This window comes from Enterobacter sichuanensis (assembly GCF_009036245.1).
GTDB classification, from domain to species: domain Bacteria; phylum Pseudomonadota; class Gammaproteobacteria; order Enterobacterales; family Enterobacteriaceae; genus Enterobacter; species Enterobacter sichuanensis.
In genome coordinates this window covers 1103120-1115562 of the sequence record NZ_CP027986.1, presented here as the reverse complement: position 1 = coordinate 1115562, position 12443 = coordinate 1103120, and the positions used below count along the sequence as shown (strand labels likewise).

Annotated in this window: 11 protein-coding genes and 1 other annotated feature; of the genes, 3 read left to right on the top strand and 8 right to left on the bottom strand. The window is 56.6% G+C overall.

Annotated elements, in window-relative coordinates:
* Positions 1 to 104: 104 nt before the first annotated feature.
* The 6 genes from htpG to C1N69_RS05135 all read right to left on the bottom strand — a co-directional run bounded on the left by htpG (position 105) and on the right by C1N69_RS05135 (position 6175).
* Positions 105 to 1979, bottom strand: a complete 1875-nt coding sequence (htpG, locus tag C1N69_RS05160) for a molecular chaperone HtpG (RefSeq protein ID WP_045286616.1) — start codon at positions 1977 to 1979, stop codon at positions 105 to 107.
* A gap of 110 nt (positions 1980 to 2089) precedes the next feature.
* Complete coding sequence (recR, locus tag C1N69_RS05155; RefSeq protein ID WP_006809843.1) at positions 2090 to 2695, bottom strand: recombination mediator RecR; 606 nt, start codon at positions 2693 to 2695, stop codon at positions 2090 to 2092.
* The gene (locus C1N69_RS05150; protein ID WP_003858972.1) at positions 2695 to 3027 is read right to left on the bottom strand and encodes a YbaB/EbfC family nucleoid-associated protein; all 333 of its coding nucleotides are present in this window, start codon (positions 3025 to 3027) and stop codon (positions 2695 to 2697) included. The genes recR and C1N69_RS05150 overlap by 1 nt, the downstream gene beginning before the upstream one ends.
* Before the next feature lie 54 nt (positions 3028 to 3081).
* Positions 3082 to 5007 (bottom strand): DNA polymerase III subunit gamma/tau, encoded by a 1926-nt coding sequence (gene dnaX, locus C1N69_RS05145; RefSeq protein ID WP_094918576.1) that lies wholly within the window; start codon positions 5005 to 5007, stop codon positions 3082 to 3084.
* Positions 3688 to 3752: a sequence feature (DnaX frameshifting element), on the bottom strand. (Overlaps the previous gene by 65 nt.)
* 88 nt (positions 5008 to 5095) lie before the next feature.
* On the bottom strand, positions 5096 to 5647 hold the full coding sequence (gene apt / locus C1N69_RS05140) for an adenine phosphoribosyltransferase (protein WP_000127359.1): 552 nt from the start codon (positions 5645 to 5647) through the stop codon (positions 5096 to 5098).
* A gap of 150 nt (positions 5648 to 5797) precedes the next feature.
* Positions 5798 to 6175, bottom strand: coding sequence for a DUF454 family protein (locus C1N69_RS05135; protein WP_025756147.1), 378 nt, complete (start codon positions 6173 to 6175; stop codon positions 5798 to 5800).
* A gap of 50 nt (positions 6176 to 6225) precedes the next feature.
* On the opposite strand from C1N69_RS05135, the gene priC reads away from it, so the two are divergent.
* Both priC and rsmS read left to right on the top strand, forming a co-directional pair.
* Positions 6226 to 6753 carry a primosomal replication protein N'' gene (priC, locus tag C1N69_RS05130; protein WP_047957905.1) on the top strand — a complete coding sequence of 176 codons (528 nt, stop codon included), beginning with the start codon at positions 6226 to 6228 and terminating at the stop codon, positions 6751 to 6753.
* A gap of 14 nt (positions 6754 to 6767) precedes the next feature.
* Positions 6768 to 6941, top strand: a complete 174-nt coding sequence (gene rsmS / locus C1N69_RS05125; protein ID WP_059385620.1) for a pleiotropic regulatory protein RsmS — start codon at positions 6768 to 6770, stop codon at positions 6939 to 6941.
* 32 nt (positions 6942 to 6973) lie between these two features.
* Here the strand turns inward: rsmS and mscK are convergent, their stop codons facing one another.
* Together mscK and acrR are read right to left on the bottom strand one after the other, a co-directional pair.
* Positions 6974 to 10279 (bottom strand): mechanosensitive channel MscK, encoded by a 3306-nt coding sequence (gene mscK, locus C1N69_RS05120; RefSeq protein ID WP_231584255.1) that lies wholly within the window; start codon positions 10277 to 10279, stop codon positions 6974 to 6976.
* A 164-nt stretch (positions 10280 to 10443) separates the two neighbouring features.
* Entirely contained in the window at positions 10444 to 11097 is a 654-nt protein-coding gene (gene acrR, locus C1N69_RS05115) for a multidrug efflux transporter transcriptional repressor AcrR (RefSeq protein WP_047957903.1), read from the bottom strand.
* A gap of 141 nt (positions 11098 to 11238) precedes the next feature.
* On the opposite strand from acrR, the gene acrA reads away from it, so the two are divergent.
* Positions 11239 to 12432 carry a multidrug efflux RND transporter periplasmic adaptor subunit AcrA gene (gene acrA, locus C1N69_RS05110; RefSeq protein WP_047957902.1) on the top strand — a complete coding sequence of 398 codons (1194 nt, stop codon included), beginning with the start codon at positions 11239 to 11241 and terminating at the stop codon, positions 12430 to 12432.
* The last annotated feature ends 11 nt before the right edge of the window (positions 12433 to 12443 follow it).

Below are 12443 nucleotides of genomic sequence, written 5' to 3'. Positions count from 1 at the left end.
GAAACGGTTAATGGGGGGAGATAATTTGGGATAGTGCGGCCTGGTGCCCTCACCCCGGCCCTCTCCCACGGGGAGAGGGAGAAGACCAGGAGAGGCGTGGTTAATTACGCCAGCAGCAGCGCATTCACACGTTTAATGAACAGGTTAGGATCTTCAAGCGTGCCACGCTCGGCCAGCAGAGACTGGTCCAGCAGCAGCTCAACCCACTCGGCAAAGCGGGCTTCGTCCTGGGTATCCGCTGCGCGTTTCACCAGAGGATGATCCGGGTTCAGCTCGAAAATATATTTCACTTCCGGCACCGCCTGGCCCGCAGCCGCGAACAGCTTCGCCATCTGGGTGCTCATTTCATCGGCATCGGTGGTGACAATGGCCGGAGTGTCGGTCAGACGGTGAGTGAAACGCACCTCTTTTACGCGCTCGCCCAGCAGCGTTTTCACGCGCTCAATGAACGGCTCCAGCGCCTTCTCGGCTTCTTTCGCATTTTCATCAACTTCATCTGCCAGCTTGTCGATGGACTCGTCCGCCTTAGCAACAGACTGGAACGCCTTACCGTCGAACTCGGTCAGGTAGTTCATCATCCATTCGTCAATGCGGTCGGACAGCAGCAGTACTTCGATGCCTTTCTTGCGCAACAGCTCCAGGTGCGGGCTGCTCTTCGCCGCGGCGTAGCTGTCAGCAGTGATGTAGTAGATCTTCTCCTGCCCTTCTTTCATGCGGGAGATGTACTCTTCCAGCGACACGGTCTGCGCGGAGGAGTCGGTATGCGTAGAGGCAAAGCGCAGCAGTTTAGCGATAGTTTCAACGTTCGCCATGTCTTCAGCTGGGCCTTCTTTCAGCACCAGACCGAACTGTTTCCAGAAGGTCTGATATTTTTCCGCATCGTCTTTCGCCAGTTTTTCCAGCATCTGCAGCGCACGTTTGGTCAGGGCGTTGCGCAAGTTACGGGTGACGGTGCTGTCCTGCAGAATTTCGCGGGAGACGTTCAGCGGCAGATCGTTGGAATCTATCAGGCCGCGCACAAAGCGCAGGTAGTTCGGCATGAACTGCTCGGCATCGTCCATGATGAAGACGCGCTGCACGTACAGCTTCAGGCCGTGCTTGTGATCGCGGTTCCACATGTCCCACGGCGCCTGCGCCGGGATGTACAGCAGGCTGGTGTACTCCTGCTTACCTTCCACGCGGTTGTGGCTCCAGGTCAGCGGGTCGGTAAAGTCGTGGGCGATGTGCTTGTAGAACTCATTGTACTCGTCGTCCTTGATTTCAGCCTTGTTGCGCGTCCACAGCGCCTGCGCCTTGTTGATTTTCTCCCAGGAAACGATGGTTTCACCGTCTTTCTCTTCCTGTTTTTCAATCTCAACCGGCAGCGCGATGTGATCGGAGTACTTGCTGATGATGGAGCGTACGCGCCAGTCGTTCAGGAAATCATCTTCCCCTTCACGCAGATGCAGGGTGATTTCGGTCCCGCGATCCGCTTTGGTGATGTCATCAACGGTGTATTCGCCTTCACCTTTCGATTCCCACAGCACGCCATTCTCCGCGCTGTCGCCCGCCGCGCGGGTGCGCACGGTGACTTTGTCCGCCACGATGAACGCCGAGTAGAAACCCACACCGAACTGACCGATCAGCTGGCTGTCTTTCGCCTGGTCAGAGCCCATGGACTCGAGGAACGCTTTGGTGCCGGATTTCGCGATGGTCCCGAGGTGGTCGATCACCTCGTCGCGGTTCATCCCGATGCCGTTATCGGCGATAGTCAGAGTGCGGTTCTCTTTATTGAAAGAGACGCGCACGCGCAGCTCACCGTCGCCTTCGTACAGATCCGGGTTAGACAGCGCGCGGAAGCGCAACTTGTCCGCCGCATCGGAGGCGTTGGAAATCAGCTCACGCAGAAAAATTTCTTTGTTGGAATACAGGGAATGGATCATCAGGTGCAGAAGCTGTTTTACTTCTGACTGGAAACCGCGGGTTTCTTGTCCTTTCATCTATGTCGACCTCAACAATGCCATTTAATGGGGTTTTAAAACGTTGAGGGAGAGATGGGGATAAGGGGGGAAATTTTCAAGCGAAGGCGGCAAACGCCGCCTCCGTTTGGTCAGAAAATAATCTTGTGACGTCCTGCCAGAGAGTGGGACAACGTGGTGCCGTCCACCATCTCCAGCTCTCCGCCGACCGGTACGCCGTGGGCGATGCGGCTGGCGTCAACGCCATACTGCGCACACAGCTCAGCGATGTAGTTGGCTGTAGCTTCCCCTTCCACCGTGGGGTTGGTGGCGAGGATCACCTCTTTGATCGTTTCGGACTCAAGACGCTGTTCAAGGCGGTCAAGACCGATATCGTCCGGGCCAATACCGTCCAGCGGGGAGAGATGCCCCATCAGCACGAAATAGCGGCCGGAAAACTGCCCGGTTTGTTCGATGGCGTAGATGTCCGCCGGACTCTCCACCACGCAAATCTGACCGTTTTCCTGACGACGCGGGTTCGTGCAGATGTTACAAACATCCTGCTCGGTAAAGGTACGGCAATCCGCACAGTGACCAATCTCTGACATGGCGCGGGTTAAAGCCTGCGCCAGGCGCATCCCGCCGCTGCGGTCGCGCTGCAATAGCGTAAACGCCATGCGCTGCGCTGACTTCGGGCCAACGCCCGGCAGGCAGCGCAGTGCTTCCATTAACTGCGTGAGCAGCGGACTGGTTTGCATCAGAATGGCATCTTGAAGCCAGGCGGCAGTTGCATACCGCTGGAAACGGAGGCCATTTTCTCTTTCTGAGTTTCGTCGATACGGCGCGCAGCATCGTTAAACGCGGCGGCTACCAGATCTTCCAGCATCTCTTTGTCGTCTTCGAGCAGGCTCGGGTCGATTTCAACGCGACGGCAGTTGTGCGCACCGTTGATGGTCACTTTGACCAGACCGGCACCGGATTCACCCGTGACTTCCAGCTGAGCGATCTCTTCCTGCATCTTCTGCATTTTTTCCTGCATCTGCTGAGCCTGCTTCATCAGGCCACCCAGACCGCCTTTTCCACCAAACATAGGCTTCTCTCTTCTTTCACGTTTAAGGATTACAACCGTAAGTCAGACTCACGATCAAATGGGGCGAATACTCTCTTCATCCAGATCGGCGTCGAAGAACCGGCGCAGGGTCTGAATGTTGTTATCCGCAATAATCGCCTCGCGCGCCTGCGCGAGCTTCTCTTCATAAATGGCCTGACGCCACTCCAGCGGCGTTTTCACCGCCGGATTATCATCTTCAATGATAGTCAATTCAACCGGTGAACCCTGTAAAGCGGCCAGCGCCTCGGCCAGCGCCTTTTGCGCACCGGGTGAATTCAGGTGGCGTTGACCCGGACGCAGGTGCAAACGCACCTGATTGCCGTCCTGCTCTTTCCAGGCATTCAGCGCGACCTGCTCGACCAGCTTCGGCAACTGAAGCTGGCTGACCTCAGCGGCCCAGGCGTCGCGCGCAATAGCCTCTTCGGCAAGCTTCGCGGCCAGCTCCGGCGTTTTTTCATGCTCCAGCGCCTTTTTCAGCGCTTTCGGCGTGGCAACCACTTCCTTGACCGTTTCGACAACGGTGGTCGCCTTCCAGCGGTAAGCCTCTTCTTTCACCGGGGCTTTCTGCTCGAGCGCGGACGGTGCCGGACGCGACTGTACGCGCTCCGTTACCGAGGCCAGTCGTTCAAGCGCGGCGTTGTTCACCGGCCGCGCTCTTCCTGGCGCTGCCGGTTCACTCTTTTTTGGTTTGGTTACTCCCTGGGCACGCTGCAGTTGGCTGCGTGCGGCAAGCACCGAACTGGTGGCATCCGACAGCGGCACGTTCTGCGCCGGCGGTGTCGGCTGCGGCGGTACCTGCTGCGGCGACATCACCGCCGTTGGGGCGACCGGGGCGAAAGACTGCCGTGGCGCCTCAGGCTCCGGCAGCGGCATGCGCGGGTGGAACGCCAGCGCGCGCAGCAGCGTCATTTCAACGCCCATCCTCGGGTCCGGCGCGAACGGTAACTCTTTACGGCCAATCAGCAGCGTCTGGTAGTAGAGCTGCACGTCGGCAGGCGGCACGGTGCGGGCAAGCTCACGCATCCGCTGTTCAATAGCGGCCATATCCGCACCGATGGCCGACGGAGAAAGCTGCAGCATTGCCACGCGGTGCAGCAGGCTAAGCATCTCAACCAGCAGCCCTTCCCATTCAATACCCCGTGCGGCTGCCGCATTCACCTGCGACATTACGCGTTCACCGTTGGCGGCAATCATCGCCTCAATAAGCGAAAGCGCCTGATCGTCATCCAGCGTACCGAGCATGGTGCTGACCGCGTCAGTCGAGAGCTTGCCGTCACCGCTGGCAATCGCCTGGTCGGTGAGGCTTAACGCATCACGCAGGCTGCCGTCTGCGGCGCGGGCCAGCAGTTGCAGGGCGCGCGGTTCGTGGACAATTTTCTCTTCGTCAAGAATGTGCTCAAGCTGCGTGCGGATCTGCTCAACGTCCAGCGCCTTCAGATGGAACTGCAGGCAGCGGGACAAGATCGTGACCGGCAGCTTTTGCGGATCGGTGGTCGCCAGCAGGAATTTCACGTGCGCAGGCGGCTCTTCCAGCGTTTTCAGCAGGGCGTTGAAGCTGTGGCGGGACAGCATGTGCACTTCATCGATCAGGTAGACCTTGAAGCGGCCGCGCGCCGGGGCGTACTGGACGTTGTCCAGCAGGTCGCGGGTATCCTCAACTTTGGTGCGCGAGGCGGCGTCGATCTCGATCAGATCGACAAAACGCCCCTGCTCGATCTCCCGGCAGTTATCACACACGCCGCAGGGGGTGGCGGTGATCCCGGTTTCGCAGTTAAGACCTTTTGCCAGCAAACGGGCAATAGAGGTCTTACCGACGCCGCGGGTGCCGGAGAAAAGATAAGCGTGATGGATGCGACCTAGCGACAAGCCGTTCGCCAGGGCCGTCAGCACATGCTCCTGACCGACAACGTCAGCAAAGGTTTGTGGTCGCCATTTACGGGCTAACACCTGATAACTCATGGGCAGGCTCTGCAACGCTGGAAGGTGAATTTATGGAGGGGAATGCTATCACAACCTCACCCATTGAGCGAGGTTGTGAAAACCGGGATTAATGACCCGGGAAAGGCACCAGGCTGTAACTGGTAATGCCCTGTTTTTCCAGGCGCTGCTCACCGCCGAGATCGAACAGGTTGATGATGAAGGCCGCGTCGGTCACTTCGCCACCCAGACGACGAATCAGCTTCACGGTTGCTTCGATAGTGCCGCCGGTTGCCAGCAGGTCGTCAACCACTAGCACTTTGTCGCCAGGCTTGATCGCATCAACGTGGATCTCCAGCTGATCGGTGCCGTACTCCAGCTCATAGCTCTCGGCGATGGTTTCACGCGGCAGCTTGCGCGGTTTACGCACTGGCACAAACCCTACGCCCATCGCCAGCGCAACCGGTGCGCCAAACAGGAAGCCGCGGGCTTCGGTACCTACTACTTTGGTGATCCCGGCGTTTTTATAACGCTCGACCAGCAGTTCAATGCTGAGGGCGTACGCTTTCGGGTCTTCCAGCAAGCTGGTGACATCACGGAAAAGAATGCCAGGCTTTGGATAGTCCTGGATGCTTTTGATGCTGTTTTTCAGATATTCAAGCTGCTGTGCAGTTGCGGTCATCGGTTTTGCCTAAATGAAACAGTGTTACTCACGGCGCGCAACGAGTCGGCCAAGGCAACAATTGTTTAACCTTTGACCAGGCGCACCTGTGCTCGAAAACGGTCGAATTTACTGGCTGCGCGTGATAATTGCAACAGCCATGATGAGGCTTCAGTGCTTTTGTTGCTTTTCATCAACCACGGGGATCCGCCACATGAAGATGAGCAGACAGGTGAGTATGACCAGCAACAGGATCCGCACCCACAGCATTTTCACCAGCCATAAAGACATCGCGAAGGTGATGAGGATCACCGCAATCGCGCGCGGCTTCGCACCGGGCGGCATGGCCCGGTGTTTTTGCCAGTGCCGCAGATAGCCGCCAAACCACGAGCGATACAGCAGCCAGTGGTGAAAACGCGGTGACGAGCGGGCGAAGCACCAGGCCGCCAGCAGAATAAACGGCGTGGTTGGCAGCAGGGGTAAAACCACGCCCAGCGTGCCAAGCACTACCGCGAGCCAGCCAATGATGATTAAAATAGTACGCTGCATAATGCGAATCGTTATCAAACTGAACGGCTACTTTACCACTGGAGAGCGCCTTGAAAACAGCCTTGCTTCTGGAGATGCTGCAAAAACAGCTGAGCGCCCTGCGAGCCGAGGCCACCCCTCTGCTGGGGCACGCCACGCTGAAGCCGCGCTTTGACCGGCTGCTTTTTCGTACCCGCGGCACGGTCATCGAGGAGTATATTGCGGAAGCGCAGACCAACCTCGACGAGCTGCGCCATGCCGTTGAGCGTGAACAGCCTGAACAGGTGGCGTGGCTCGCTGAGCATCTCACTGAGCAGATTACCGCCCTGCACCGCGAAATTGCCGCCTGGCCGCTGCGCGCCTGGGACAGTGCCTCGCCGGGGCTCGGCAAATGGCAGCGAAAGCGGCTGGAAAATCAGGAGTTTGAACGCCGGCTGTTTGAGATGAAGCGCGAACGCGAAGTGCGGCTGAACAACAGCGAAACGCTGGAAGAACAGCAGCTATTGATGCGCGAGATCGGCGCGCTTGAAGGTCGCATCGTCCGCTGCCGTCAGGCGCTGGAGGAGATTGAGCGCGTCATTGAACGTTTGACCCGTTAACAGGAGCCATACTTATGTCACTGGAAAATGCACCCGATGAGGTCAAACTGGCCGTCGATTTGATTATGCTGCTGGAGAATCATGAGATCCCTGCAGAAACGGTACTGAAGGCGCTGGAGATTGTGCGTCGGGATTTTGAGGGAAAACTTTCCCCTCACCCTACCCTCTCCCCAGAGGAGAGAGGGTAAAAGCAGTCCGCACCCGATTATTCCCTCTCCCTTCAAGGGAGAGGGTTAGGATGAGGATCGTCCCCCTTAATCTCGCGCTTCACTTCCGTATGCTCATCACCTTTTTCATTACGCAGGTGAACCTCAAGCTGGTTGAAGGCGATATTAATATCGTTTTCACGACACAGGCGATCGATAGAACGGTTCAGCTCATCCACCGTGTAGCTGCGGTCACGCAGTTCACGCACGTATAAACGCAGTTCATGATCCAGCGTGCTCGGCCCAAAGGTGGTGAAGAACACTGCCGGGGCCGGATCGTGCATCACTTTCGGATGTTCCGACGCCGCCTTGAGCAGCACCTCTTTCACCTTCTCCAGATCCGATCCATACGCCACACCCAGGCGGATCACCACGCGCGTCACCGTGTCGGAGAGCGACCAGTTGATCAGACGCTCGGTCACAAACGCTTTGTTCGGGATGATCACCTCTTTACGATCGAAGTCGGTGATGGTGGTGGCACGAATACGGATCTTGCTGACCGTACCGGAGAAGGTGCCGATGGTGACGGTATCGCCGATACGCACCGGACGTTCGAACAGGATAATCAGACCAGAGACAAAGTTACCGAAGATCTCCTGCAGACCAAAACCCAGACCGACCGAGAGCGCGGCTGCCAGCCACTGCAGTTTGTCCCACGACACGCCAAGCGAGCCAAAGACCGTCATCGCCCCCACAATAATGATGACGTAGTTGAGGATCGTGGTAATGGCGTACGAGGCCCCCTGGCGCAGATTCAGACGCGACAGAACCAGCACTTCCAGCAGGCCCGGCAGGTTGCGAATCAGTGCCCAGGCCACGACCGACGACACCAGAGCAAACAGCAGGCTACCCATGGTCACGCTTTTCATGACCGCCGCGCCGGCTTCGGTTCCGTTGTATTGCCAGAGGGTAATGCTGTCGAGATAGGCGAAAACGGTAATAAGATCGGACCAGATTGCCCAGAACATCACGGCAAACAGCGCGATCATCACCAGCATGGTGATACGCAGCGTCTGCTGGTTAACCTGCTCCAGCGCGATGGTCGGCTCTTCCTGTGGCTCAGCCCCTTCGGCCCCCTCTTTCACCTGATGCTGACGACGCGCGATGGCGCGGCGATAGGCAATGCGACGGGCCGCTACGCTCAGGCCTCGCAGCACGGTCTGGTAGAGCAGATTCCAGACGATCACCAGATAGACCGTTTCAATCCAGCGTCCGGACAGGCGCAGCGTGGTATAGAAGTAGCCCGTCGCCGTAAGCACCATCAGCGCCAGCGGAATGATCGCCAGCACCGTCACGGTGGCCAGACGAATATTGTGGGACTCTTTATCACGCCAGCTGTCGCGGCACATCGGCCACATCAGGATAGCAATCAGCAGCAGGTTCAGCAGGATGACCAGCTGGCCCAGCACATCATCCATCAGATGCAGCGGGGAAAGTTCAGAGACAACCGACCAGAAGTGCAGCGGCAAAAGCGCCAGGCTGATGCGCACAATTTGACGACGCCAGTGGCTGGTCAGCTGGGCAGGCATGTTGAAATGACGCACGGCCACGCCGTCTTTTTCCAGCACCTTCCAGCACACGCCGAACACCAGCCAGAACAGCGCCAGTTTTTTACTGAACGCCCACAGCAGATCGCTGACGTTAAGCTGCATGGTAAGCAGGATCAGCCCCACCGCCAGGATAATCAGGCATACCGGCAGGGCACGAATGAGGTCGATCAGAATCGCTTTTGGCGTATGCAGCTGGCTATCGTTTCGCAGTTGCCCCACTTCAGACGCCAGTTTGGCCTGGTATTTTTTCAGCCAGCCCAGACGCCAGCGAATCAGACCCGCGATCAGCAGCAGCGGTAACCCCGCCAGGAAGGCAATCATCACCGCAGGCCAGGCTTTCTCCCAGTTCACGGTGATTTTCATGCTCTTGATCTGCGTTTTCAGCGTCTCCGGGAAGGATTTCACCCAGTCCCAGTCCATCGGTTTGTTGCTGTTTACCCAGAAAATCTGCTGGGTCAGGATCTCCTGCAGGCTTTTCGAGACGCTCACCAGCTGCTGCTGGTTGATTTGCAGGTTAATGGCCATCATCAGCTGGTTGCCCAGCTGTTTGTTGAGCTGGTCCAGCAGCTCGCGACGCATATCAACAACCTGGAGCAGCGCATCGTGCACTTCAGGATTCACGTCGCTGGAATGGCCCTCTTCAATTTTGGCGACAAAGGCATCGCTCTGGAACAGGGCATCGCGCTGCTGGTTAACGTCGAATTGTTCCAGACGTAAATCCGCAATGCGGTTGGTCATGTCCTCCAGCTCATCGGCGGACGGGAGCGTCTGCTGCTGCTGGTAGAGAATACGCGACAGCAGGAGGCTGCCTTTGAGGACCGCGATCTGCTCTTTGATATTGCGTTCCGCCTGCAGCGCGCGATCCAGCCAGTTTTTAACTTTGATATTTTGCTGAACCAGCGAGTTGCCGTTTTCTGTCGCCAGTATCAGGCGCTGGCTAAGCTGATGGTTAGCCTCAAGCTCCTGTTTCACCAGCGGGTTCGCCTGGATGCGGGCGGTTTCGTCAGGTGAGACGGCCTCCTGGGCGGTTTTTTCCGTCAGCGTCAGACGCTTGCTGTTAACCGCCTCCTGCAACAGCTGAAGCTGGTGTTCCAGGCGATTAATATTTGCGGTGACGTAATCACGCTGCTTCTGCAGCGTATCCTGCAGCACCGTGTTCCCTTCCAGGCTTTTGCGCTGCTGTTCGATCTGCGCATTGAGCAAAGTCTGCTGCACCAGCAGCAGGGTTTGCTGGGTCGGGCGCAGTGTGCCTTCCCCCACCGTCGTGCCATTCAGACGGTTGCGAATTTGCTGCAGCTGCTGAGACGCGGCGTACATCGCGTTTTGCACACGCTCGGGCTGGGTCTGCAGGGAGACCAGCTGGCTGTTATAGGTTGCGAGATCGGATTGCGCGGTTTGCAGGTCGTCGAGTAACTGCGCAACGCGCGATTCCAGCTGACGCAGGGAGAGCGTCGAGAGCGTTTTGCGCGTTTCGTCGTCGTTATCGACGTCACTCAGGGCATTCAGCGATTCCGTCGCTTTACGCATATTTTCAGGGGCCTGCGCCACCTTCTGACGAAGCTGGGCGGTTTCGGCTTTGACACGCTCAATTTTATCCAGCGTTTCCAGCGTTTCCGTTAAATCCTGCTGGATAAGCTTATCCTGAGGAGAGAGGTCTTTCTGTTTGTTCAGAGTGTCGAGTTGCGACTGAACATCGGCACGCGAGGGGATATCATTGCTGTTATCGGCGCGGGCCCAGGTCAGCGGCGCCGTAGCGAAGAAAAACAGCATCGCAAAGAGCAATGCAAAAACAGGATGTTGCGAGCGATTGATGGGCAGCATAATTGTGAATGATGTCAGAAGATGACCGAAAATAGTCCGGCGTGAAGAATATCACGCTCGCCTGAAGCAGAATAGCGCGAACGTTATCCTCTGAGATAAATCCTGGAAAGGCCTCAGGCAGTTAGCGAAGGCGCATCGCTGCGCAGCGTCGGACAGAGCTGTAGCATTTCCAGTAAAATCGCGACGTAGCTGCGGGCTTCCGCTTTCAGGTCAAAGGATTGCGGCGCAAAGAGCCAGTTTTCCATCAGACCGGAAATGTAGCTGCGCATCAGGATAGCCGCCCGGCGGGTGAACAGATTGGCCGGTAACAGTTTTGCCTCCATGCACAGCCGCAGGTTGTGCTCAATACGGTCATAACTTTCCAGGCTAAGGCTGCGCTGCGCCTGCTGCACCACCGCCATCTCGCCCACGAACTCGCATTTATGGAAGATAATTTCCATCATTAACCTGCGACGTTCTTCAACTACCGTCGCTTCAAGGATATATACTAATATTTCTCTTAATACTGAGAGTGGATCGTCAGGGAATTTTGCCCGATACTCACTCTCGAGATCGCTAATGCTGGACTCTGAAAGCTCCCAGATTTCACTGAACAGATCTGACTTGTCTTTAAAATGCCAGTAAATCGCTCCCCGCGTCACACCGGCAGCCTGAGCAATTTGAGCCAGCGAGGTGGATGACACCCCCTGCTGGGAAAACAAACGTATTGCCACATCCAGAATGTGTTGTCGGGTTTCCAGCGCTTGTTGTTTGGTTTTTCGTGCCATAGGTGAGTGAATTTACAGGAGTCAGATTTACATACATTTGTGAATGTATGTACCATAGCATGACGATAATATAAACGCAGCAATGGGTTTTTGGACTCAGGACCATTGATCAATTTGAAATCGGACACTCGAGGTTTACATATGAACAAAAACAGAGGGTTAACGCCTCTGGCGGTCGTTCTGATGCTCTCAGGCAGCTTAGCGCTAACAGGATGTGACGACAAACCGGCTCAACAAGGAGCTCAGCAGGCGCCAGAAGTCGGCGTCGTGACGCTCAAATCTGAACCTCTACAAATCACCACCGAATTACCCGGCCGTACCAGTGCTTACCGCATTGCGGAAGTGCGTCCTCAGGTTAGCGGCATTATCCTGAAACGTAACTTTACTGAAGGCGGTGATGTACAGGCCGGTGAGTCTCTGTATCAGATTGATCCTGCAACCTATCAGGCATCGTATGAAAGCGCGAAAGGCGACCTGGCGAAAGCGCAAGCCGCAGCCAAAATTGCCCAGCTGACGCTGAACCGTTACCAGAAACTGCTCGGGACTAAGTACATCAGCCAACAGGATTATGATACTGCCCTGGCGGATGCCCAGCAGGCAAACGCGGCTGTGGTAGCAGCAAAAGCGGCCGTTGAAACCGCGCGCATCAACCTGGCCTATACCAAAGTGACCTCCCCTATCAGCGGTCGTATTGGTAAGTCTTCCGTGACGGAAGGGGCGCTGGTGCAGAACGGCCAGAGCTCGGCGCTGGCGACCGTACAGCAGCTTGATCCGATCTACGTTGACGTTACGCAGTCCAGCAACGACTTCCTGCGTCTGAAACAGGAGCTGGCTAACGGCACCCTGAAACAGGAAAACGGCAAAGCCAAAGTGGAGCTGATTACCAACGACGGTATCAAGTTCCCACAGGAAGGTACCCTGGAGTTCTCTGATGTGACGGTCGACCAGACCACCGGTTCCATCACCTTACGTGCGATTTTCCCGAATCCTGACAAAAATCTGCTGCCAGGGATGTTTGTTCGCGCACGTCTGGAAGAAGGAACGAATCCAACCGCCCTTCTGGTTCCACAACAGGGTGTGACCCGTACGCCGCGCGGCGATGCGAGCGCACTGGTTGTTGGGGCAGATGACAAAGTTGAAATGCGCAATATCACCGCCACCCAGGCGATTGGCGATAAATGGCTGGTGACGGAAGGTCTGAAAGATGGCGATCGCGTGATTGTTACTGGTTTGCAAAAAGTTCGTCCTGGCGCGCAGGTTAAAGCACAGGAAGTGAAATCTGACGATAAACAACAAGCTTCGGCCGCTGGCCAGTCAGAACAAACCAAGTCTTAACTTAAACAGGA

What these genes read in the sequence shown, in the direction of transcription:
- acrA (WP_047957902.1), top strand. Translation starts at nt 11,239, where the DNA reads ATGAACAAAAACAGAGGGTTAACGCCTCTGGCGGTCGTTCTGATGCTC.
- recR (WP_006809843.1), bottom strand. Translation starts at nt 2,695, where the DNA reads ATGCAAACCAGTCCGCTGCTCACGCAGTTAATGGAAGCACTGCGCTGC.
- rsmS (WP_059385620.1), top strand. Translation starts at nt 6,768, where the DNA reads ATGTCACTGGAAAATGCACCCGATGAGGTCAAACTGGCCGTCGATTTG.
- C1N69_RS05150 (WP_003858972.1), bottom strand. Translation starts at nt 3,027, where the DNA reads ATGTTTGGTGGAAAAGGCGGTCTGGGTGGCCTGATGAAGCAGGCTCAG.
- acrR (WP_047957903.1), bottom strand. Translation starts at nt 11,097, where the DNA reads ATGGCACGAAAAACCAAACAACAAGCGCTGGAAACCCGACAACACATT.
- C1N69_RS05135 (WP_025756147.1), bottom strand. Translation starts at nt 6,175, where the DNA reads ATGCAGCGTACTATTTTAATCATCATTGGCTGGCTCGCGGTAGTGCTT.
- htpG (WP_045286616.1), bottom strand. Translation starts at nt 1,979, where the DNA reads ATGAAAGGACAAGAAACCCGCGGTTTCCAGTCAGAAGTAAAACAGCTT.
- dnaX (WP_094918576.1), bottom strand. Translation starts at nt 5,007, where the DNA reads ATGAGTTATCAGGTGTTAGCCCGTAAATGGCGACCACAAACCTTTGCT.
- apt (WP_000127359.1), bottom strand. Translation starts at nt 5,647, where the DNA reads ATGACCGCAACTGCACAGCAGCTTGAATATCTGAAAAACAGCATCAAA.
- mscK (WP_231584255.1), bottom strand. Translation starts at nt 10,279, where the DNA reads ATGCTGTTTTTCTTCGCTACGGCGCCGCTGACCTGGGCCCGCGCCGAT.